Here is a 20,689-nt window from a genome sequence, read left to right as displayed (position 1 = left end):
GGTGCCGCTGGCAGATGCCGCAGAAGATGAGCTGCGCGACCAGCTCGCTGATCCCCATCGGCGAGAGCGAGATGAACGCTTCGCGTACGCCCGGCGTCGGGTCGAAGAGACGCGCGGCCTGCATGCCGCGCGGCCCCTGGATATGGAACGAGAGGGGGATCGCCGCCTCCTCGAGGGCGTTCCAGAGCGGCTCCCACAGCGGATCGCTGTAGTGCGGCGCGCCGACCGTGTCGGGGAAGGCGTCGACCTGAACGCCACGTGCGCCCTTCTTGGCGACGCGCTCGAGCTCGGCGAGCGTCTCCTCCACGCCGCCGTTGATGGGGAGGATGGAGATACCCACCAGCCGTCCGTCGCTCGCCTCCTCCAGCTCGAACAGCCAGTCGTTGTAGCGCCGCGTGCAGTACGCGCGCAGCTCCGGCTCGTCGAACCGGCTGGGCCCGCCGCCGTAGAGGACGTCGGCCCGGATGCCGTCCTGGTCCATGTCGGCGAGGCGCGCCTTCGGATCCCACGAGCCGGGGCGCATCTCCTTGTAGGCGACGCGCGGCGTGTAGTCCTTGTAGTCGCGCCCGCCCATGAAGGTGAGCCCCTGCACCGGCGACGCCTTCTGGTCGACGACCCACACGTCGCCCTCGGGGGTGGACTCGACGCGGGGGACGCGGTCCTTCAAGCGGGCGGGCGCGTCGCGGAGCCAGAGGTCGGACGGCGGGTTCACGTGGGAGTCGGCCGAGATGAGCTTGACGGACATGAGCGCGGGCTAACACGAGGCCCCGCGGGGCGACAAGGGCCTCTCCACGATCCACCCCCGCACCCACGGCAGCATCGCGTACGCCGGCACCGCGAACGTGAACGTGAGCGCGAAGTAGTGCCCGTAGCCCAGCCACTCCACCCCGCGCCCCGACACCGCCCCCGCCAGCGAGCCGCTCAGGTTGAAGAGCGCCGAGAGCAGCGCGTACTGCGTCGCCGCCTGCTCCTTGTCGCAGACGTTCATGAGGAAGGCGAGGAACGCCGCCGTCCCGAGCCCGGCGCCGAAGCTCTCGCCGAGCGAGGCGGCGTAGATGCCGGCGCGCCCGGCATCCGTCCAGGCGGCGGCCGCGTAGCCCAGGTTTGCGACCGCCTGGAAGAGGCCGAGCACCCAGAGCGCGCGGAAGATCCCCCAGCGCGACGTGAGCACACCACCCACCAGCGCGCCCACCACCGACGCACCCACGCCGAGCGTCGTCGAGATGAACGCGATCTCGTCGAGGCCGAGCCCGCGATCCACCCAGAACGGCTTCACCATCGGCCCGATCGCGTTCGTGTCGAGCTTGTAGAGGAGGACGAAGAGGAAGACGGGGATGGCGCCCGGGCGGCTCACCCAGGCCTGGAGCGAGCGCGCCCACACCCTGGGCGGCTGGGGGCGGTGGGCGGTCAGCGGCGAGCGTCCGATTTTGAGCCCGAGCGCGAGCAGGCCGACGGCGGCGATGGCGAAGGTGACCGGCCAGCCGGCCCGCCCCGCGAGCGCCACCAGCACGCCACCGGCGAAGACGAGCGCGGCGCGATACGCGGAGACGCGGACGCCGTTCGCCACCCCCTCCTCGCCGGGCGCGAGCAGCTCGATCGTGTAGGCATCGATCGCCACGTCCTGCGTGGCGGCCGCAATGGTGAAGGTGAAGAGGGCGAGCACGAGCAGCGCGCCGACGGGCGCGGCGGGCAGGGCGGCCACCGCGAGCAGCGCGGCCGCCATCACGATGAGCGCGCCCCGGATCCACTGCCGCCGCTCGCCGATCTGGTCGACCAGCGGCGACCAGAACACCTTCGCCCACCACGGCGTGCGCAGCAGGCTGAGCGCCCCGATCGCGGCCAGCGACAAGCCGTGCAGGCGGAAGTAGACCGGGAAATTGTCGAGCACCATCCCGAAGGGCAGCCCCTCGGCGAAGTAGAGGAGCGCCACCCAGGAGAGCTTCCGCCGCGTCCCCACCGCCGGGCCTCCGTAACATGGCGCCGGGTCGGGTCAAAGCACCCCTTCCGGTGGGCGTCGGTTGTTTGCTAAACGATCGTTTGGGAGGACTCCCGTATGGAACCGATGATCTCCAGCGACTCGCACATCGTGGAGCCGCCCGACCTCTGGGAGCGCTGGCTCACGCCGGAGTTCCGGCCGCGCGCGCCGAGGCTCGTGAAGGACGAGGAGGGCGGCGACGCGTGGCTCTACAACGACGGCGGCGCGCCCGCGCCGCTCGGCCTGGTCACGGTTACCCGCGGCCGGCCGCGCGAGGAGCTGCGCTGGTCGGGGGCGCGCTACTCGACCATCAACCAGGGCAACTTCTGCGGCGAGCCGCGCGTCGCCGAGATGCTCGAGGACGGCGTGGTCGCCGAGGTCATCTACTCCCCGCAGCGCACCATGCGGCACTTCATGCTCGGCACCGAGGACGACTTCCACCTGGCCGGCATCCGCGCCTACAACGACTGGCTGGCGAAGGACTTCTGCGCCAAGGCGCCGGAGCGTCTGATCGGTATCGGGCAGATGCCGAGCATCGGGGTGGAAGCCGCCATCGCGGAGATGCGGCGCTGCAAGGAGCTGGGGCTCCGCGGCGTCCTCCTCTCCGCCTGGCCGAGCGGCAACCTGAACCTCTCCGAGGCCGACGACGCCTTCTTCGCCGAGGCCGAGCGCCTGGGGATGCCGATCAGCATCCACTGCGGGCTCTCCGCGCGCGGCAAGGTGCCGGCCAAGCCGAAGACGCCCATGGAGGAAAAGGCCGCGCGTGGCGAGGCGACGGGCGGGAAGCAGGTCTCGGCGCTCAGCGGCGCCGGCCTCGACACGATGCCGCTCATCATGGGCGAGATCATCCTGACCGGCGTCCACGACCGCTTCCCGAAGCTCGAGTTCGTGTCGGTCGAGGCGGGGGTCGGCTGGGTCCCGTACTACACCGAGCAGATGGACGACCGCTACGACCGCAACAAGTACTGGGCCAAGATCAAGCTCGAGAAGCAGCCGAGCTAGTACGTGAGGTCCAACTGGTGGTTCACCTTCATCATCGACCACTACGGCGTGCAGAACCGCCAGGCCATCGGCATCGACAACATCATGTGGTCGACCGACTACCCGCACCACGGCTGCGACTGGCCGCGCTCGCGCCAGGTCGTCGCCGACATGATGAAGGACGTGCCGGCGGCGGAGCGACGGAAGATCGTCTTCGAGAACGCGGCGCAGCTGTACGGGATCCGGGTGGGCGAGTAGGTCCCGGCGGCTCAGCCGCGGGCAGCCCGGAACCGTGCCCTGAGCGCGTCCTTCCGGACCTTCCCGGTCGCGTTGCGCGGCAGCTCGGGCAGCACCTCGAGCTGCTCCGGCACCTTCTGCCGCATCACGCCCCGCGCCTCCATGAAGGCGCGCACCTCGGCCAGGGTCAGGCTCTCCGCGCCCGGCCGCAGGACGACGCAGGCGCACACCCGCTCGCCGCTCTGCGCGTCGGGCACGCCGATCACCGCCACGTCGGCCACCTTCGGGTGCGCGGCGAGGTCGTCCTCGATGCCCTTGGCGGAGAGGTTCTCGCCCTTGCGGATGATGATGTCCTTGCGGCGGCCGGTGATGCGGATGAAGCCCTCGTCGTCCATGACCGCGAGGTCACCGGTGCGCAGCATGCCGTCCGGCGTGAAGGCGACGTTCAGCGCCGGGTCGAGGTAGCCGACGCAGAGCTGCGGGCCGTAGACCTCGAGCTCGCCCTCGACGTTCGGCCCGACGGGGCGGCCCGCCTCGTCGACCAGGCGCGCGACGCAGCCGGGGACCGGCCGCCCGTCGGTGCCGAAGCGCTTCTCCTCGGGGTCGGCGGGCGCGCCGGAGGTGAACATCGGGCACTCGGTCATGCCGTAGGAGCGGTGTACGAGGGCGCCGGCGAAGCGCCCCTTCGTCTCGCGCATCAGCTCGGGCGTGACGTCGGCGGCGCCGGCGCCGCTCCCGCGCACGCTGCGCACCTTCTCGGGCGCGAAGTTCTTCGCCGCGAACATGGCCTGGAGGACGGCCGGCGGCCCGCCGGCGCTCGTGATCTGGTGGCGCTCGATCAGGTCGACCGCCAGCTCGGGGTCGAAGGTCTCCATGAACACCGTGCTCGAGCCGTGCGCCACCGGGAGCATGACGAACAGCACGATGCCGCCGATGTGCGGGAGCGGGAACTGGAGGAGACTCCGGTCGTCGGGGCTCGGATGGAGCAGCTCGGCCTGGAAGCGGATCACGGCGCCGAGCGTCGAAGGCGTGTGCTGCACGCCCTTCGGGTCCGCGGTGGTGCCCGAGGTGTAGAACAGCATCGAGACGTCGTGCGGCCCGTGCGGGTTGGGCGGCAGGGGCGTCGCCGCCCTCTCCTCGAGCCCTTCGAGCGCGCGCATGCCCGGTCCCGGCTCGGTGCGCACGGTGAGCACGTGCTCCAGGTCGGGCGCCGCCGCGCGCACCGCCCGCCCGAGCTCGCGGTGATCGACGCCGCGCACGACCCCCGGCACGACGAGCACCCGCGAGCGCGCCTGGCGGCAGACGAAGCTCACCTCGCGCTCGCGGTAGATGGTGATGATCGGGTTCGAGACGGCGCCGATCGAGTCGATCGCGACCGCGAGCGCGGCGCCTTCGAACCAGTTCGGCAGCTGCCAGGAGACGACCTGGCCGGGCCGCACCCCGAGCCCCAGTAGCGCAGCTGCCATCCGCCCGGCCCGCGCCGCGAGGTCGCCGAAGGTGTAGCTCCGCCCGCCCTCGCGCCGGCCCTCGATCAGATAGACGCGCTCCGGGGTCCGGCGCGCGCGCTCGGCGAGCATCGCCGACAACGAGGACTGCGGCCACTCGCCCGTCGCCTCGTGGCGCGCGCGGCGCTCGTCGGGGGGGCGCGTTGGCCGCATGGCGACGGTCGCCTACCCCATCCAGGCGCCCCCGTCCACGCGGGGGAGGGTCGACAGGGCCCGCGGGACCGTCCTATACAGACCCGCCATGGAGCAGGCACGCGTCCTCGCCGCCAGCCGGCGCATGTTCATCGACGGGAAATGGGTCGAGGCCTCGAACGGCGCGACCTACCCCATCCCCAACCCCGCCACCGAGGAGCCGATCGGCACCGCGCCCGACGCGACCGTCGACGACATGAAGCGCGCCATCGCCGCCGCCCGGCGCGCCTTCGACGACGGCCCCTGGCCGCACACGTCGCGCCAGGACCGGGCACGCGTGCTCAGCGCCATCGCAGACGGGATGGAGCGGCGGAAGGAGGAGCTCCGCCAGCTCGTGATCGCCGAGGCGGGCGCCACCTACCTGACGCACGACATCCAGATCGAGCAGCCCATTCAGATGATGCGCCATTACGCCGAGCTGGCGCTCACGTTCGAGTTCGAGGAGCAGCTTCCGAGCCGCGTGAGCCACGGGATGCTCGGCACGCAGGTGAACTCCGGGATCGTCCACCGGCATCCGGCCGGGGTGTGCGGCCTGATCCCCACCTGGAACTTCCCGCTCTTCGTGACCGTGCAGAAGCTCGGTCCCGCGCTCGCGACGGGCTGCACGATGGTCTTCAAGCCCTCGCCCTACGGGCCGCTCATCAACCTCCTCCTGGCGGAGATCATCGCCGAGGCCGACCTGCCGCCCGGCGTGGTCGGCTTCGTCACCGGGCAGTCGAACGCGATCGCCGAGACACTGGTGTCCGACCCGCGCATCGACAAGGTGAGCTTCACGGGCAGCGTCGCCACCGGGAAGAAGATCTTGGAGGCCGCGGCGAAGACGCTCAAGCGCGTCCACTTGGAGCTGGGCGGCAAGTCGGTCGCCATATTCCTCGACACCGACAACCTCGACCTGATCGCGCCGCAGGCCGCCTCGCCCACGTTCTTCCACGCCGGGCAGGGCTGCGCCATGACGACGCGCGTGCTCATCCCGCGCGAGGCTCACGACACCCTGGTCCAGAAGATGGTCGACTTCGTGCAGGGGATGGTGAAGATCGGCGATCCCGCCGACCCGAGCACGTTTCTGGGGCCCGTGATCCGCGACGAGCGGCGCCAGAAGATCGAGGAGTACATCGAGTCGGGGAAGCGCGAGGGCGCCGTCCTCGCCCACGGCGGCGGCCGGCCGAAGGAGATGAGGCGCGGCTACTTCCTCGAGCCCACCATCTTCTGCGCGGTGCCCAACCGCATCCGCATCGCGCAGGAGGAGATCTTCGGGCCCGTCGTGTCCGTGATCCCCTTCGCGGACGAGGACGAGGCGATCCGCATCGCGAACGACTCGACCTACGGGCTCGGCGGCATGGTGCTGACGCGCGACACCGCCAAGGCGATCGCGCTCGCCAGGCGCATCCGCACCGGGGTGGTGTGGATCAACAACGGCATCAACTTCCTCGACGCCCCCTTTGGGGGCTTCAAGGAGAGCGGCATCGGCCGCGAGGGCGGCCGCTTCGGGATGGAGGAGTACACGGAGATCCAGCAGATCGCATGGAAGGCGTGAGGAGGGGGGGGCGCGATGGCGATCGACGAGGCGAAGCTGGAGGAGTTCGTCGGGAGGGCGGTGGGCGAGATGGGCGCAGCCATGAACGCCGCCCTGGTCGTGATCGGCGACAAGCTCGGCCTCTACAAGGCGATGGCAGGCGCGGGCCCGCTCACCTCGGCCGAGGTGGCGAAGCGCACCGGCTGCGCCGAGCGCTACGTGCGCGAGTGGCTTGCCGCGCAGGCGGCGGGCGGCTACGTCACGTACGACGCGGCGGCCAGGACCTACACGCTGCCGCCCGAGCAGGCCTCCTGCCTGGCCGACGAGTCGAGCCCGACCTTCCTCCCCGGCGGCTTCCAGGTGGTCGCCGCGGTGCTGAAGGACGAGCACAAGGTGGCCGAGGCGTTCCGCACGGGCAAGGGCGTGGGCTGGCACGAGCACGACCCCGGCCTCTTCGAGGGGACGGAGCGCTTCTTCCGCCCGAACTACGCGACGCACCTGGTGAGCGAGTGGATCCCCGCCCTCGAGGGCGTGGCGGCGAAGCTCGAGGCGGGCGCGCGCGTGGCGGACGTCGGCTGCGGGCACGGCGCGTCCACCATTCTCATGGCCGCGGCCTACCCCAGCTCGACCTTCGTCGGCTTCGACTACCACGAGCCGTCGATCTCCTGGGCGCGCAAGGCGGCGTCGCGGGCCGGCGTCGGCGGCCGGGTGTGCTTCGAGGTGGCGTCGTCGAAGGCGTATCCCGGCAAGGGCTACGACCTGGTCGCGTTCTTCGACTGCCTGCACGACATGGGCGATCCCGTCGGCGCGGCGAGGCACGTGCTCTCCACGCTCGATCGGGACGGGACGTGGATGATCGTCGAGCCGTTCGCCGCCGACGGCGTCGAGCAGAACCTCAACCCGGTGGGGCGCGTCTACTACTCGGCCTCGACCATGATCTGCACGCCCGCGTCGCTCGCGCAGGAGGTGGGTCTCGCGCTCGGGGCCCAGGCGGGCGAGGCGAGGCTGCGGGAGGTCGTGACCGCGGGCGGCTTCACGCGCTTCCGCCGCGCGACCGAGACCCCCTTCAACCTGGTGCTCGAGGCGCGACCGTAGCCCAGACCTGGGATCCCGAGCGCTACGCGCGCACGGCGCGTTTCGTCTCCGAGCTGGGCGCGCCGGTCGTGGAGCTCCTCGCGCCGGTGGCGGGGGAGCGCATCCTCGACCTCGGCTGCGGCGACGGCGCCCTGACGGAGGCGCTCGTGGCGCGCGGCTGCACGGTGGTCGGCATCGACGCGAGCCCGGCGCAGGTCGAGGCGGCGCGCCGGCGCGGCCTGGATGCACGCGTCCTGGACGGGCAGCACCTCGCCTTCGACCGCGAGTTCGACGCCGTGTTCAGCAACGCGGCCCTGCACTGGATGACGGAGCCCGACCGGGTCATCGCCGGCGTGTGGCGCGCGCTCAGGCCCGGCGGGCGGTTCGTGGGCGAGTTCGGCGGGCGCGGCTGCGTCGCGCGCATCGTCGCCGCGCTGCGCGGGGCGCTGGCGCGCCAAGGCGTCGACGAGCGCCGCATCCAGCCCTGGTACTTCCCCGGCGACGACGAGTACCGCGCGCGGCTCGCGGCGCGGGGGTTCGTCGTGCGCTCGATCGCCCTCATCCCGCGCCCGACGCCGCTGCCGGGCGACGTCGGCGAGTGGCTCGAGACCTTCGCGCAGCCCTTTCTCGCCGCGGCGCCCGACCGCACGGCGCTCCTGGACGCGGTGCGCGCGGAGCTCCGGCCGCACCTCTACGGCGCCGACGGCCGCTGGACGGCGGACTACGTGCGCTTGCGGTTCGCGGCGGCGAAGCCCGGGTGAACGTCGACGGAGCCCGCAATAGGAGCGTCGCTTGATGAGGGACCCGCGCGGCGCCCTTCCGTGCCTGGTCGCTACGCTACCGGGGAGGCGGCTTCATGTCCTCGGGCGCCACGTCGCGCACGTGCTGCGCGAAGTACCAGTGGTGCCCCTCGGGATCCTCGGCTCCATAGCGGCGGTCGCCGTAGAACTGGTCCTGCGGCTCGTGGAGGATATTGGCCCCGGCTTCTCTGGCGTGCCGGAAGTGCCTGTCCACGTCGTCGACGTAGACGTAGAGGTTCTGGGTTGTCTGGCCGAGCCGCTTCGGGTTGCGATAGTGGGGTCCTGGGTTTCCCATCATGAGCACGCCGTCGGCGAACTCCATCTCGGCGTGCATGATCTTCCCGTCCGGCCCCGGCATCCGCATGCGCTCGCGAAAGCCGAACGCTCGGCTGAGCCAGGTGAGCGCGCTGGCCACGTCCTCGTAGTAGAGGTACGGCGTGATGCGAGGCATGTTCGGTGGGGGGTTGGCGGGCATTGGCATCCTCCTTTGGTCTTGGCGGCCCAACGAGTATTTAGTCGCGCGCCCGCACCGAGAAGAGCTGCCCGCTCCAGCGCACGTGGACGCGGTCGGGAAGGATGCGGGCGACCTCGAGGTCGCCCGCCCGCTCCCCCTCGTGCAGCGTCTCCGTGCTGCTGCCATCGACGCTGAGCAGGACCGTCCGTCGCTCGGCCACCGGCGAGTAGAAGAGAAAGCTCACCTGCACGCGCGGCGCGCCCGCCGGAAGGCGCGGCAGCAGCTCGAGCGGGGGAAGGGGTGGGCTCTCCGCCTCGGGGGGTGAGCCGTCCGTCGCGGCGGGCGCGCGCGGGGCAGGCGGCTCGGCGCGGCTAGCCACGGCGGGCGGCTCGGCCGGCCGGGCGACGGGCGGTGCGACCGGCGGCACGGCGGGTGCCGCAGCGACGACGCGGGCGCGCGGCGGCTCGGCGTCGATCGCCGCTTGCGGCAGCGGTGCCACTGGCGCGGCGAGAGGCAACGCTTCCGCCGCCACCGGCGCCGGCGCCGCGGGTGGCGGCGCCGGCGCCCCGCCGGCGACCACGGGCGCGGGAGGCGGAGGCTCCGGCGCCGCGGCGGGAGGCGGGCTCGAGGCGGCGATCGGCTGCGGCGGCGCGCTCTCGAGCGGCGGCGCCGGCGGGCGTCCGTGCCCGGCGCGCAGGAAGAAGGTCAACCCGGCTCCCGTGCCGAACGCGAGTGCGAGGCCCGCGGCGGTGAGTCCGAGCGCGCGGGGTCGCTCGCGAAGGACGGCGGGCGCGTGCGCGGGCGACGCCTCGGCCGCCTCGAGCTTCTTCAGCGCGTCGAGGATCGAGCTCACGACGGCGCTCCGAGCGTCGGCCGCGGGTACCCGCCGGCGGCCGCGTAGAGGACGATGCGCGTGAGCCGCCCGACGCGCCCGTCGACGGCCAGGAAGCGCGCGCGCTGGAAGCCGAGCACGGCGGCCTCGGTCGCAGGGTCGAACTGCCCGCTCTCCTTCCCGTCGTAGGCGCCGATGCGGCGGAGGAGGGCCTGCAGCCGCGCCACGGGCGCGCCGTGCGACTCGTGCCCGAAGGCCGGCCCGAGCGCCTCGAAGTCGCGCCAGAAGACGTGCGCCCGGCCGAACCAGTGGTGGTCGAGGAAGGCGGCGTCCACCGGCGTGGGGCTGCCGTCGACGACGAGCTCGGCGCGACCGTCCGACATGCCCGTGAGCGCCACCGGGCGCGGCTGGTCGGCGCCGGGAACGCGCAGCTCGAGGATCGCGGGCAGGTCGAGGAGACGCAGCATGCTCCCATTGCCGACCAGCGGCAGGTCCTCGAGGTGGCGGCGGGCGGCGATGCGTGCGAGATCCACGGGCTCGTCGGCGGCGAGCGGCTCCGCGTGCCAGGCGGCGAGGATCGCGCCGACCGCGACGCGCGTGGTCGCCCGCGCATCGAGGCTCGCCAGACGGCGCTCGACCTCGTCGGCCGGCGTCACCGGCGGCGCGGGATCGGCGGTCGGCGCGGGCGGGGCGGGCTCCGCCTCCGGCGGCGGGGGCGTTGCCACCGCGACCACGGGTGCCGGCGTCTCCTCGGCCGGCGTCATGACGGCGCTCGGCGCGGGGCTCTCGCTCGCGCCACCGAGGTGCAGCTCCGGCCGCCACGCAAGCGCGACCACGCCGAGCGCGATCACGCCGGCGCAGGCGCCGACCGCGGCCGCAGCCCACGCCGTGCGCCTCGGCGACGTCGGCGCGGCGGCGGCGAGCGGCAGCGCCCCGATCTCGCGGTACGCCTGGCGCACGCACGCGGCGTTCACCACCCGCCGCTCGGCCGCGAAGGCGACCATCAGCGCGCGGTGCGCCACCATGTTGACGACGCGCGGCACGCCACGCGAGATGCGATGCGTGCGGCGGAGGGCCGGGCGCGTGAAGATGCGCGGCGGCGGGTCGCCGCCGGCCGCGACGCGCAGGCGGTGGAGCATGTACGCGACCGTCTCGCGGCGGGAGAGCGGCCCCATGTGCCAGCGCAGCGTGATGCGCTGGTTCAGCTGCACCAGCTCGGGGTGGAGGAGGAGGGCGCGGAGCTGCGGCTGGCCGACGAGCACGATGCGGAGCAGCTTCTCGGTCGTCGTCTCCAGGTTCGAGAGGAGGCGGAGCTGCTCCAGCACGTCGATCGAGAGGGCCTGCGCCTCGTCGATGATGACGATCGAGCGCCGCCCTGCCTCGCGCTGCGCCAGGAGGTGGGCGTTGAGCGCGTCGACCAGCTTCTTTCGGCTGCGCGTCTTGGCGAAGAGACCGAGCTCGCCGTTGATCGTCTTCAGCAGCTCGAGCGCCGAGCGCGGCGGGTTGAAGATGTAGGCGGTGGCGGTCTCGGGGCCGAGGCCGGCCAGGAAGGCGCGCAGGAGGGTCGTCTTCCCGGTGCCGACGTCGCCCGTGATGCAGACGAAGCCGCTCGACTCGCGCAGCCCGAGCTTCAGGTGCGCGAGGGCCTCGGCATGCTTGGGCGATAGGAAGAGGTAGCGCGGGTCCGGAGTCAGCCGGAAGGGCGCGTCGGCGAGGCCGAAGAAGCGCTCGTACATCCCGATCTCGCGTGAGAGCCGGGCCTCTTATAGAGGAGGGGGGAGAGGCCTGCCAGAGGGAGGACGGGCATGAGCACGGTCCTATTCGACACGGACGGCGAGGTAGCCGTCGCCTGTGGCATCAGCCGGCCGTGAGCGCCCGCACGGCCGCGACCAGCCCGTCCACCACCAGCGCCATCCGCTCGTAGTCCAACGTGTCGGGGGTGTCGTCCGCCGTGTGGTAGCGCGGGTTCCGGTAGAAGGCGGTGTCGGTCACCATCAGCGCCGGATAGCCCTGCTCCCAGTAGGAGAGGTGATCTGAGAAATCGATCCCCGGGATGAAGCCAGGAGCATTGATCGATTCCACGGGCAGCCTGGTTGCAGCTCTCATTGCGGTCTTCACGATGCGGACGAGGCGGCCCCCGCCGATGCGCCCCACGACGGCGATGAAGTTGCCAGTCGAGCGATACAGCAGCTTCAGGACGCCGAGCGGATAGGTCTGGCTGTCCTTCTCGTCGCTGAAGCAGCCGATCATCTCCAGCGAGATCATCGCCCGCACCCTGGCCTTCTTCGCCTTGAGCGTGGCGGCGTGGACGGCGCTGCCCATCGACTCGGTGCGGAAGTGGGGCGGCTCCTCGAGCGAGTAGGCGACCAGCTCGACGCGCATCGCGGGTGGGCTCGCGCCGAGTATCCGGGCGAGCTCGAGCACCCCGGCGACGCCGCTGGCGTTGTCGTCGGCGCCGGGGAAGCCGCGGAAGGCATCGTAGTGTGCCCCGACCACGACGCGCTCCTCGCTCTCGGGGCCGAGAGCGGCGATCACGTTCCGGTAGGTGTAGCCGTCCGACGAGTAGGGCTGATCGCTCACCTCGCCGCCCGCGGCGCGAAGTGCGTCGGCGATGTAGTTGGCGGCGGCGTTGAGGTTCTTCAGGTTCTTGTTGCCACGCGGGGAGAAGCGCTCGGAGAGAGCCCGAACGTGGGCCTCGAGCCTCAGCGGATCCGCTCCCTGCTGGACTGTCGTCCCTCCCCTGGGCAGCAGCGGCTGGGTGAGGTAGGCGCAGGCCGCGACGAGCAGGCCGAGAAGGACGAGCACCTCCAGCACGAGGCGCCTCATTCGAGGCGCCGGGCGCTCAGGCCGATGCCGCCTTCCGACGCTTCGGCACCGGAGGCGTCGGCACGCTCAGCGCCGCGGCGATCTCCTCATCGCTCATGCAGAAGAGCCGCTCGCCGCGCTCACGCCAGTCCGCCGGGTACTCGAAGTTGGGCCGCGCACCCGGGTCGGCCTGGGGGACGGCGCCTCCCTGCGATGCGAAAGGGGGCGGCCGGAGGTAGCGCTCGAGCTCGTCGGCGCGAATCCCGCACAGACCAACCACCTCCGGATCGATCCATTCGCCGGCATCGATCGCCTCGGCCGAGGTCGCGAACTCGAGCATGATGCCCTCCGGCGCGGCCAGGTAGATCGACTTGCACATGCCGTGGTTGATGGGTCCCATGACCCAGTGACGGTGCGAGCGCAGGCGGTCGCGGACGGCGAGCAGGTCGGCCTCGGAGCTGACGTTCAGGGCGACGTGCTGCATGGCGCCCGGCGCCACGGGTCCCGCCGTGAATCCGGCGTGCGAAACGCCGGCCACCGGCTCGATGGCGGCCATCTCCGGCCCCTGCACGAAGGCGATCGAGGAGCTGTCAGCGAGGCGCAGGAATGCGTGCACGGTGTTCGGCACGCCGTGCATCCAGTAGAGGGCGACGAGCTCCATGCCGACCACCTGGGTGAAGAACTCGATCTGCGCCTTGATGTCGCGGGTTGCGATCGCGAGATGATGAACGCCGTTCGGAAGACCCATGAGCGCACCTCCCGTTTGCGAGGCATCGTAGTCCCGTCCCCTTCGCCGTGTCCACCCGCGGACCTCGCGTGAGGGCGGGGCCTCCTGTAGAGGAGAGAAGCGCCAGCTGCCAGAGGGAGGACACGCATGAGCACGGTCCTATTCGACACGGACGGCGAGGTCGCGGTCGTCACCATCAACCGCCCGGAGGTGCGCAACGCCGTCGACGACCCGACCGCGGCGGCGCTGGTGGAGGCGTTTCACCGCTTCGACGCCGACGAGGCGCTCCCGGTCGCGGTCCTGACCGGCGCGGGCGGCACGTTCTGCGCCGGCGCCGACCTGAAGGCGGTCGCCGCCGGCCAGCGCCGCCGCATCAGCGAGGACGGCGAGGCGCCCATGGGGCCGTCCCGCATGCTGCTCTCGAAGCCCGTCCTCGCCGCGGTCGAGGGCTACGCCGTCGCGGGCGGCCTCGAGCTGGCGCTCTGGTGCGATCTCCGCGTGGCGGCCACCGACGCCGTCTTCGGCGTCTTCTGCCGGCGCTGGGGCGTGCCGCTGATCGACCTCGGTACCGTGCGCCTCCCCCGCCTCATCGGCCACAGCCAGGCGATGGACCTGATCCTCACCGGGCGGGGCGTGTCGGGCGAGGAGGCGCTCCGCATGGGCCTCGCGAACCGTCTGGTCGAGCGCGGGCGGGCGCGCGACGCCGCGGTCGAGCTGGCCCACCAGCTCGCCCGCTTCCCGCAGCGCTGCCTCCGCGCCGATCGCCTCTCCGCCTACGAGCAGTGGGCCATGCCGTTCGAGCAGGCGATGCGCAACGAGTTCCGCCGCGGCGCCGAGGTGGTCCGCTCGGGCGAGACGCTGGCGGGCGCCGCCCGCTTCGCCGCGGGCGCGGGCCGCCACGGGACCTTCGAGCGATGAAGACCATCCGCACGGAGACCGAGGCCGGCGTCCGCTCGATCGTGCTGGCCCGGCCCGACGAGTACAACACGATCACGCCGGCGCTGCGCGAGGAGTTGGCGGCCGCCATCGACGAGGCCGACGCCGACCCCGCCGTGCGCGTCATCCTGCTCCGCGCCGAGGGTCCCGCCTTCTGCGCGGGCTACGGCCTCGACTGGTCGACCGCGGCCCAGGCCGAGGAGGGAACACGCGGGCGCGTGTGGGACTCGGTCGCCGATCTGCGCATGATCTCGCGCTTCGTCGACACCTACATGAAGCTCTGGTACGCGGCCAAGCCGACCATCGCGGCCGTCCAGGGCTGGTGCATCGGCGGCGGCACCGACATGGTGCTCTGCGCGGACATCATCATCGCCGCCGAGGGCGCGTCGTTCGGCTACCCACCCTCGCGCGTGTGGGGCACACCGACGACGGCGATGTGGGTCTACCGCCTGGGGCTCGAGCGCGCGAAGCGCTATCTACTCACGGGCGACGAGATCCCTGCACCCGAGGCGGCGCGCCTCGGCCTCGTCCTCGAGACCGTGCCCGATGACCGCCTCCGGGAGCACGCGTTCGCGTTCGCCCGCCGCATGGCGCAGGTGCCGGCGAGCCAGCTCGTCATGCTGAAGCTCCTCTGCAACCAGACCGCCGAGAACATGGGCCTTGCCTCCAGCCGCACGCTGGGCTCGCTCTTCGACGGCATCGCGCGGCACACGCAGGAGGGGCTCGACTTCGTCGCTCGTGCTCGCGCGGTCGGGTTCCGCCAGACGGTCCGCGAACGCGACGACCCGTTCGGCGACTACGGGTCGGGGCCGCGCTCGAAGCGGCGGCGGTAGCTACCTCTTGCTCCAACGAGCGCAGCACGGCGGAGCAGCGGGATCATGGAGGGCAAGAACGCGGTCGAGAGCGGCCCCGGCTGTCCTGCCGCTGGACACGGTACGGCTGGCGCCAAGGTCGTCGCGCCCGGGCGAGACGCGGAAGAGATGCTTGCCCAAACGCCCCGACGGGGGCTACACGACACTCCGAAGAGGGCTTGGGCCCGTCCACCTGGGCAAGCTGGCCGAGACCAGGCGGGGCGGGCGTCCGACGGACTCGAGGAGAACACGATGAACGACGCGAGGAAAACCCTTTACGAGCGCCTGGGCGGGTACGACGCGATCACGGCGGTGGCGAATGACCTGCTGCCCCGGCTCCAGGCCGATCCCCAGCTCGCCCGCTTCTGGGCGCATCGCGGAGAAGACGGCGTCAAGCGCGAGAAGCAGCTCCTGATCGACTTCCTCTGCGCGAGCGCGGGCGGACCGATGTACTATCGCGGCAGGGACATGGCACTCATCCACCGAGGCATGCGCATCAGCGAGAGCGACTGGAACGTGTTCCTCGGTCATGCCGCCGCGACCCTGGCGAAGTTCAAGGTGCCCGAGGCCGAACAGCGCGACGTGGTCGCGTTCGTGCAGAGTCTCAAGAAGGAGATCGTCGAATAGCGGGTCTTCTTCGCCGATCCCGAAGGGATGAAGCTCGAGGTCGTCCACTTCCCGTGGGGGTACTGGCGCAGGGTCCGGAGCGAGGGCGCGATGAGCGGCCGCGATACGCCCCGAATTGAAGCGCCGCTCGCCGGGTGCTGCCACTGCGGCAACGTAGAGCTCGCGCTGGAGACGAACATGCGCCCCGAGGAGCTTTCGCTTCGCGCAGACACGTGCTCCTTCTGCCGCAAGCACGGAGCCCGCACGACCTCCGACCCGAGCGGGCGCGTCGTGATCACCGTCCACCGGCCCGAGCAGCTGCTGCGGTACCGCTTCGGCCTGAGAACGGCCGACTTCCTGGTCTGCGGCCATTGCGGAATCTACGTGGCCGCCGTGATAGCCGAGGGCTCCAGCTCCTACGCGACCGTGAACGTCAACACCCTCGACGCGGTGGACCGCTTCACGCGGCCGTTGATGCCGGTCACGTACGAGGGCGAGAGCGCTCCGGAGCGCTCGGCGCGCCGCAAGGCGCGCTGGACGCCCGCTCTGATCGTCGAGGAGGGCCGCCAGCCAAGCGAGCCCGACTCTTGCGGTTCGGGGGGGCGGCCTCCAAGGCCGTGACGTCGACGGCCCCGACGATGGTATGCTCCGGGGTCGAGCATGAGTGAGGCGCTCTCGATCGTCGACCTCGCGCGCCGGACCGGCGAGCCGGTGGATCGGCTCCGCGAGTGGCGCGCGCTCGGGCTGATCAGCGCGCCGGATCAGGAGTGGTTCGGGCCGGAGGCGGTGGAGCGGACCCGGCTGGTGCAGCTCTTCGTGCGCCGCGGGATCGGGCTCGAGACGATCGCGGCGTGGGTCAGGAGTGGTCGCATGGAGCGCTACCTGGAACTGCTCGTGCCCAGGACGGGCGAGACCGGGTACTCGATCGCCGAGGCCGCAACGATGGTCGGACTGGATCCCGCCCTGGTCGAGCGCATGGCTCAGACGGCGAGCCTCGGTGCGGCCGACGGGACATTCGGCGCCGAGGACGTCGCCATGCTACGGGGGCTCAAGACCTCCCTCGAGGCGGGCTTCCCCGAGGACGCCCTGGAGCAGTTCGCGAGGGTGTACGGCGACGCGCTCGGCCGGGTGGCCGAGAGCGAGGCCCACCTCTTCCACTTCTACGTCCACCACCGGCTGCAAGCGCAGGGCCTGTCGGGTCCGGCGCTCTCGGAGGCGATGAACGCCGCCGGCAGGCTCATGACGCCGCTCGCGGAGCCCGCGATCCTCTACTTCCACCGGCGGGCGCTGGAGCGTGCGATGCGCGAGGAGGCGGTGATGGAGCTGGGGGAGGAAGCGGCGGTGCCCGGCCAGGTCGAGGTGCCGGGGCAGCTCACCGCGGCGATCGTCTTCGTCGACCTGTCGAGCTTCACCCCGCTCGCCGAGGCGATGGGCGACGTGAAGGCGGCCGAAGTCCTCGAGCGCTTCTCCCGACTGGTCCGCGACGCGGCCGGCCGCTCGGACGGCCGGGTGGTCAAGCAGATCGGCGACGCCTTCATGCTGGTCTTCCCTGATTCGCGCTCCGCGCTCACCTGCGCCCTCGAGATCGAGCGGCGAACCATGGCCGAGCCGCAGTTCCCCGCGGTCCGGAGCGGGGTCCACCGGGGACGGGTGCTGTACCGGGAGGGCGACTATGTGGGCGTGAACGTGAACCTCGCCTCGCGGCTGGCAGCCAGCGCGGAGCGCCACCAGGTCTTGGTGACGGGCGCCGTGCGGCACGAGGCCGGCGGGCTCGCCGGCGTGGAGTTCGTCGGCCTCGGCAAGCGGCGACTCAAGGGGATCGCCGAGGGGCTGGAGCTCTTCGCGGCCCGACCCGCGGAGGCGACGGCGCGCGAGCGGCTCGTCGACCAGGTGTGCGGGATGGAGCTCCGACCAACCGAGGTGGCGGCGCGGCTCGCGCTCGAGGGCAAGGAGTTTGCCTTCTGCTCGCAGGAGTGCCTGCGGCGCTTCGTCGCCGCACCGGACGTCTATCGGGTGGCCGGTCCAGCGCTTCCGGCCTGAGTGGAGAGGCGATCTAGACAGGCGAAGGATCGCAATATGCCAAACGCAACGCAAACCGAGATTGGTGCGGTGGGTTCACTTTGGCGATATCCCGTCAAGTCCATGATGGGAGAGGAACTGAACGCCACTGAGCTTACGGAACGTGGGCTGCTTGGGGATCGTGCGTATGCCCTCGTCGACAGCTCCGACGGGAAGGTGGCGACCGCAAAGAACCCGCGAAAATGGCCGCGCCTCTTCGATTTCCGCGCCACATTCATCGAGCCGCCTCGTGCGACCACGAAAGTCCCTCCCGTCCGAATTGCGCTCCCCGATGGCACCACGGTCACCAGTGACCAAAGTGATCTCAACCAGATCCTCTCGAAGGCACTCAACCGTGAGGTGACACTTGGTGCCGCCCGGCGCGGGGCGGTCAATGCCGAGGAGTACTGGCCGGACATGGAAGGCCTCGACCACCGGGACACGGTCACAGATTTCACGCTACCCGAGGAGACATTCTTCGACTGTGCCATGGTCCATCTATTGACCACGGCCACCCTCGATCGCCTGCGCGAGCTGTATGCGCCAGGCCGCTTCGAAGTCCGGCGGTTTCGTCCAAACATCGTGGTGCAGCTGGGCTCGAATGAGAAGAGTTTTGCGGAGAATGCGTGGGTTGGCCACACGCTCGCCATCGGGACGGCGGCGTGCCTGAACATCACTGGCCCCTGCGGGCGTTGCGTGATGACCACTCTCGCTCAGGGGGATCTCCCGAGGGATCCGGGAATCCTGCGCACGGCGGCCCAACATAACAAAGTCAACGTCGGCGTATATGCCGCCGTAGCGCGGGGCGGCACAATCCGCCGTGGTGATCGGGTGAGGCTTGGTGTTTGAGGTCCCGCGGCAGAGCTGCGCCTACGCTGGCGGGCTAGCGCACGCCCGGGCGAGCGCCGGGTACGGCGCGAGGAGGCTCCCCAGGCTGGCGAGCTCCGCGAAGATCTCCCGGTCCGCCGCCTCGCCCGCGAGCCGGCCCGCCGCCGCGACCGCCGCCTCCAGCTCGCCGAGCAGCGCCTGGAGGCACTTCCGGTTGTAGCCGGCGCGCGCCGCCTGGAACGGTACGCCGTCGGCCAGCTCGACGCCGAGCGGTCCCTTGGGCGCCTCCTCGAGCGCCTTCGCGTTCGCGACGGCAAAGCGGAGGTAGGTGCGCGCGATGCGGCGGGCGAGCGGGGCCAGCGCCTCACCGTCGGGCGCGGCATCGCCCGCGTGCTCGGCCGCTGCGCCGTCGGCTCGCCGCTCGATGTCGGCGAGCCAGCGCCCGTGCGGCCGGGCCGGGTCGCCGACCATGACGCGGCCGGTCGGGTCGCGGCGGATCTGGTTCAGCTGCCCGTAGAACGCCAGGTCGGCGACCGTGGGCTCCGTGCCGCCGAGGAAGCGATGCGCCGCGAAGAGCGCGTCGAGGTCCGTCACCAGGCCGCCCAGGTCGTCGAGCAGGAAGCCGAGCGTCTCGCGCGTAGCGCCCATGGGCGGCAGCGTCGCCAGGATCCCCTGCGGGAAGATCTCCTTGGCGACCGCGACCTCGACCTCCGGCGCGCCGCAGGTCATGTCGGCGGCGATGACCGTCCGGTTGTGCTCCGCGTCGGGCTCGTGCAGCCAGCGCGAGGCGAGCATGACGCGCACCACCCACTCGTCGGCGTAGTCCTCGAGGAGGGCGTCGAGGCCGCGGCGGCCCGGGTCGGCGGGCCGGAGCGGCGGCACGGGGCAGGCGGCCTCGAGCGTGCGCGTGATGTGGGTCGAGTCGTTCAGGGCCTCGTCGGCCGGCGTGACGACGACCGGCACCATGGTCCTGCCCGTGCGCGCCCGGAGCACCTGCTCGCGGTTGCGCAGGTTCTCGCGCACCTCGACGACGGGCAGGCGCTTCAGCCGCAGGTACATGCGGATCTTGTCCGAGTACGGGCTGTTCGACATGACGTAGAGCGTGTAGGGCGTGGCCATCACCCGATCTCCCGGCCGAAGTTCAGCGACGTCTGCGCCATGCCGCTGGCGAGGTAGAAGCGGTGCGCGTCCTTGCGCGTGACCGCCGAGTTGAGCTGGAGGTGCGTGCAGCCGCGCTCGCGCGCCCACGCGGTCGCCGCGTCGAGCAGGCGGCGGCCGATGCCCTGGCTCCGGCGCCTGGCCGTGACCACCAGGTCCTCGAGCCAGCACCGCCGGCCGAAGCGGATGGACTCCAGATCGACGTAGGCGGACGCAAGGCCGATGATCGCGCCGTCCCCCGCGACGGCGAGCAGGACGTCGGCATCGGGGTTGGCGAGCGCGTGGCGGAAGCCGGCCGCGCCGCGCTCGCGCGTGTAGCCGCGCGGGCGGCGGCCGGGCGGGTCGAAGAGCTCCTCGAAGAGCCTCAGGACGGCGTCCTCGTCGGCGGGCGTGGCGCAACGGATGGTCATTTCATCCTGCGCTCCCGCGCAGGACCTCCGCGAATGCCTCCCCCGTCACCTCGAGCACGCGCACGACGTCGGCGTCACTGAGCGCCGCCGAGATGAACCAGTTGTGGTGGGGGTGGAGGTACACACCCCGCGCGGCGCACGCCGCGGCGAAGACGCGGCTCCGCTCGAACGAGCCCTCGTCCGCCACGAAGGTCATGAACGGGATCGCCGGCGGTCCGCTGTAGCGGATCTCGAGACGATGCGCGGCCGCCTGCTGCTCGATGCCGGCCCGCAGCGCACTCCCGACCTGCGCCATGCGCGCGATCGCGCCGCTCGACGCGAGCTCCTCCAGGCAGGCGGTCGCCGCCGCCATCGCCACCCCGCTCGTCCAGAACGAGCCGGTGAAGAAGACCCGCGTCGCCGCCTCGCGCAGCGCCTCGCGGCCGAGGCAGGCGGCGATCGCGTGGCCGTTGCCGAGCGCCTTCGAGTAGCAGGCGAGGTCGGGCTGCACCCCGACGTGCTCGCCCGAGCCGCCGAGATGGAGGCGGAAGCCGGCGCGCACGTCGTCCAGGACGAGGACGGCGCCGAGGCGGTCCGCGCGCTCGCGCAGCCCGGGGAGGAACCCGGGGGCCGGCATCTCCTGGTCGTGGAAGACGTCGTGCCGGAACGGGCTCACCATGATCGCCGCCACGTCGCCCGGGTTCGCGGCGAGCGCCGCGTCGACGCTGCCCAGGTCGTTGTAGCGATAGTGCACAAGGTGCGCGCGGT

22 protein-coding genes are annotated in these 20,689 nt (G+C 71.8%); 11 read left to right on the top strand and 11 right to left on the bottom strand.

Translation table 11 applies throughout. From position 1 onward, the window contains the following. Both E6J59_05890 and E6J59_05885 read right to left on the bottom strand, forming a co-directional pair. Window positions 1–745: hypothetical protein (locus E6J59_05890; GenBank protein ID TMB21472.1), on the bottom strand; the 745-nt coding region annotated here is incomplete at its 3' end. A 9-nt stretch (window positions 746–754) separates the two neighbouring features. Continuing rightward, window positions 755–1,957 carry an AmpG family muropeptide MFS transporter gene (locus E6J59_05885; protein ID TMB21471.1) on the bottom strand — a complete coding sequence of 401 codons (1,203 nt, stop codon included), beginning with the start codon at window positions 1,955–1,957 and terminating at the stop codon, window positions 755–757. 105 nt (window positions 1,958–2,062) lie between these two features. Here E6J59_05885 and E6J59_05880 point away from each other — a divergent pair, with 105 nt between their 5' ends. Both E6J59_05880 and E6J59_05875 read left to right on the top strand, forming a co-directional pair. Then, entirely contained in the window at window positions 2,063–2,977 is a 915-nt protein-coding gene (locus E6J59_05880; protein TMB21470.1) for a hypothetical protein, read from the top strand. Window positions 2,978–2,980: 3 nt separating this feature from the next. Further along, window positions 2,981–3,214 (top strand): hypothetical protein, encoded by a 234-nt coding sequence (locus E6J59_05875; GenBank protein ID TMB21469.1) that lies wholly within the window; start codon window positions 2,981–2,983, stop codon window positions 3,212–3,214. Between the two features lie 11 nt (window positions 3,215–3,225). Here the strand turns inward: E6J59_05875 and E6J59_05870 are convergent, their stop codons facing one another. Further along, the gene (locus tag E6J59_05870; protein ID TMB21468.1) at window positions 3,226–4,851 is read right to left on the bottom strand and encodes a cyclohexanecarboxylate-CoA ligase; all 1,626 of its coding nucleotides are present in this window, start codon (window positions 4,849–4,851) and stop codon (window positions 3,226–3,228) included. 88 nt (window positions 4,852–4,939) lie between these two features. On the opposite strand from E6J59_05870, the gene E6J59_05865 reads away from it, so the two are divergent. From E6J59_05865 to E6J59_05855, 3 genes are read left to right on the top strand one after another with little or no spacing between them, the layout of a single operon-like run. Then, window positions 4,940–6,424: an aldehyde dehydrogenase family protein gene (locus E6J59_05865; GenBank protein TMB21467.1), complete on the top strand. Its 1,485-nt coding sequence runs from the start codon at window positions 4,940–4,942 to the stop codon at window positions 6,422–6,424. A 15-nt stretch (window positions 6,425–6,439) separates the two neighbouring features. Beyond that, a complete protein-coding gene (locus E6J59_05860; protein TMB21466.1) occupies window positions 6,440–7,498 on the top strand; it encodes a methyltransferase domain-containing protein in 1,059 nt (352 codons plus the stop codon). A 53-nt stretch (window positions 7,499–7,551) separates the two neighbouring features. Next, entirely contained in the window at window positions 7,552–8,238 is a 687-nt protein-coding gene (locus E6J59_05855; protein ID TMB21473.1) for a class I SAM-dependent methyltransferase, read from the top strand. A gap of 76 nt (window positions 8,239–8,314) precedes the next feature. On the opposite strand, the gene E6J59_05850 is transcribed toward E6J59_05855, so the two are convergent. From E6J59_05850 to E6J59_05830, 5 genes are all read right to left on the bottom strand, one after another. After that, window positions 8,315–8,758: a glyoxalase/bleomycin resistance/extradiol dioxygenase family protein gene (locus E6J59_05850; GenBank protein ID TMB21465.1), complete on the bottom strand. Its 444-nt coding sequence runs from the start codon at window positions 8,756–8,758 to the stop codon at window positions 8,315–8,317. Window positions 8,759–8,789: 31 nt separating this feature from the next. Beyond that, window positions 8,790–9,584 (bottom strand): hypothetical protein, encoded by a 795-nt coding sequence (locus tag E6J59_05845; GenBank protein ID TMB21464.1) that lies wholly within the window; start codon window positions 9,582–9,584, stop codon window positions 8,790–8,792. Beyond that, a complete protein-coding gene (locus tag E6J59_05840) occupies window positions 9,581–11,299 on the bottom strand; it encodes a peptidoglycan-binding protein (GenBank protein ID TMB21463.1) in 1,719 nt (572 codons plus the stop codon). The genes E6J59_05845 and E6J59_05840 overlap by 4 nt, the downstream gene beginning before the upstream one ends. 121 nt (window positions 11,300–11,420) lie before the next feature. Beyond that, entirely contained in the window at window positions 11,421–12,389 is a 969-nt protein-coding gene (locus tag E6J59_05835; protein ID TMB21462.1) for a M28 family peptidase, read from the bottom strand. A 16-nt stretch (window positions 12,390–12,405) separates the two neighbouring features. Continuing rightward, the gene (locus E6J59_05830; GenBank protein TMB21461.1) at window positions 12,406–13,116 is read right to left on the bottom strand and encodes a VOC family protein; all 711 of its coding nucleotides are present in this window, start codon (window positions 13,114–13,116) and stop codon (window positions 12,406–12,408) included. Window positions 13,117–13,242: 126 nt separating this feature from the next. Here E6J59_05830 and E6J59_05825 point away from each other — a divergent pair, with 126 nt between their 5' ends. The 6 genes from E6J59_05825 to E6J59_05800 all read left to right on the top strand — a co-directional run bounded on the left by E6J59_05825 (window position 13,243) and on the right by E6J59_05800 (window position 18,395). Beyond that, entirely contained in the window at window positions 13,243–14,013 is a 771-nt protein-coding gene (locus E6J59_05825) for a crotonase/enoyl-CoA hydratase family protein (GenBank protein TMB21460.1), read from the top strand. Next, complete coding sequence (locus E6J59_05820; protein ID TMB21459.1) at window positions 14,010–14,864, top strand: crotonase/enoyl-CoA hydratase family protein; 855 nt, start codon at window positions 14,010–14,012, stop codon at window positions 14,862–14,864. Before E6J59_05825 ends, E6J59_05820 begins: the two co-directional genes overlap by 4 nt. 270 nt (window positions 14,865–15,134) lie before the next feature. Next, complete coding sequence (locus tag E6J59_05815; GenBank protein ID TMB21458.1) at window positions 15,135–15,509, top strand: group 1 truncated hemoglobin; 375 nt, start codon at window positions 15,135–15,137, stop codon at window positions 15,507–15,509. A gap of 27 nt (window positions 15,510–15,536) precedes the next feature. Then, window positions 15,537–16,109, top strand: a complete 573-nt coding sequence (locus E6J59_05810) for an aldehyde-activating protein (GenBank protein TMB21457.1) — start codon at window positions 15,537–15,539, stop codon at window positions 16,107–16,109. 39 nt (window positions 16,110–16,148) lie between these two features. After that, the gene (locus tag E6J59_05805; GenBank protein TMB21456.1) at window positions 16,149–17,528 is read left to right on the top strand and encodes a YHS domain-containing protein; all 1,380 of its coding nucleotides are present in this window, start codon (window positions 16,149–16,151) and stop codon (window positions 17,526–17,528) included. A 36-nt stretch (window positions 17,529–17,564) separates the two neighbouring features. Beyond that, complete coding sequence (locus E6J59_05800) at window positions 17,565–18,395, top strand: MOSC domain-containing protein (GenBank protein ID TMB21455.1); 831 nt, start codon at window positions 17,565–17,567, stop codon at window positions 18,393–18,395. 21 nt (window positions 18,396–18,416) lie between these two features. On the opposite strand, the gene E6J59_05795 is transcribed toward E6J59_05800, so the two are convergent. The 3 genes from E6J59_05795 to E6J59_05785 form a co-directional block, all read right to left on the bottom strand. Further along, entirely contained in the window at window positions 18,417–19,493 is a 1,077-nt protein-coding gene (locus tag E6J59_05795; GenBank protein TMB21454.1) for a glutathione S-transferase family protein, read from the bottom strand. Further along, complete coding sequence (locus E6J59_05790; protein ID TMB21453.1) at window positions 19,493–19,942, bottom strand: GNAT family N-acetyltransferase; 450 nt, start codon at window positions 19,940–19,942, stop codon at window positions 19,493–19,495. Before E6J59_05790 ends, E6J59_05795 begins: the two co-directional genes overlap by 1 nt. A gap of 1 nt (window position 19,943) precedes the next feature. After that, the coding region (locus E6J59_05785) for an aminotransferase class III-fold pyridoxal phosphate-dependent enzyme (GenBank protein TMB21452.1) at window positions 19,944–20,689 on the bottom strand (746 nt) is incomplete at its 5' end.

Source organism: Deltaproteobacteria bacterium, assembly GCA_005879795.1.
Taxonomy (GTDB): Bacteria; Desulfobacterota; Binatia; order DP-6; family DP-6; genus DP-6.
This window is presented reverse-complemented; position numbering and strand designations above follow the sequence as displayed.

Bases quoted from the DNA above. Each gene is read 5' to 3' on its own strand.
- E6J59_05880 (TMB21470.1), top strand. From the start codon at position 2,063: ATGATCTCCAGCGACTCGCACATCGTGGAGCCGCCCGACCTCTGGGAG.
- E6J59_05870 (TMB21468.1), bottom strand. From the start codon at position 4,851: ATGCGGCCAACGCGCCCCCCCGACGAGCGCCGCGCGCGCCACGAGGCG.
- E6J59_05865 (TMB21467.1), top strand. From the start codon at position 4,940: ATGGAGCAGGCACGCGTCCTCGCCGCCAGCCGGCGCATGTTCATCGAC.
- E6J59_05860 (TMB21466.1), top strand. From the start codon at position 6,440: ATGGCGATCGACGAGGCGAAGCTGGAGGAGTTCGTCGGGAGGGCGGTG.
- E6J59_05850 (TMB21465.1), bottom strand. From the start codon at position 8,758: ATGCCAATGCCCGCCAACCCCCCACCGAACATGCCTCGCATCACGCCG.
- E6J59_05840 (TMB21463.1), bottom strand. From the start codon at position 11,299: ATGTACGAGCGCTTCTTCGGCCTCGCCGACGCGCCCTTCCGGCTGACT.
- E6J59_05835 (TMB21462.1), bottom strand. From the start codon at position 12,389: ATGAGGCGCCTCGTGCTGGAGGTGCTCGTCCTTCTCGGCCTGCTCGTC.
- E6J59_05830 (TMB21461.1), bottom strand. From the start codon at position 13,116: ATGGGTCTTCCGAACGGCGTTCATCATCTCGCGATCGCAACCCGCGAC.
- E6J59_05825 (TMB21460.1), top strand. From the start codon at position 13,243: ATGAGCACGGTCCTATTCGACACGGACGGCGAGGTCGCGGTCGTCACC.
- E6J59_05820 (TMB21459.1), top strand. From the start codon at position 14,010: ATGAAGACCATCCGCACGGAGACCGAGGCCGGCGTCCGCTCGATCGTG.
- E6J59_05815 (TMB21458.1), top strand. From the start codon at position 15,135: ATGAACGACGCGAGGAAAACCCTTTACGAGCGCCTGGGCGGGTACGAC.
- E6J59_05810 (TMB21457.1), top strand. From the start codon at position 15,537: ATGAAGCTCGAGGTCGTCCACTTCCCGTGGGGGTACTGGCGCAGGGTC.
- E6J59_05805 (TMB21456.1), top strand. From the start codon at position 16,149: ATGAGTGAGGCGCTCTCGATCGTCGACCTCGCGCGCCGGACCGGCGAG.
- E6J59_05800 (TMB21455.1), top strand. From the start codon at position 17,565: ATGCCAAACGCAACGCAAACCGAGATTGGTGCGGTGGGTTCACTTTGG.
- E6J59_05795 (TMB21454.1), bottom strand. From the start codon at position 19,493: ATGGCCACGCCCTACACGCTCTACGTCATGTCGAACAGCCCGTACTCG.
- E6J59_05790 (TMB21453.1), bottom strand. From the start codon at position 19,942: ATGACCATCCGTTGCGCCACGCCCGCCGACGAGGACGCCGTCCTGAGG.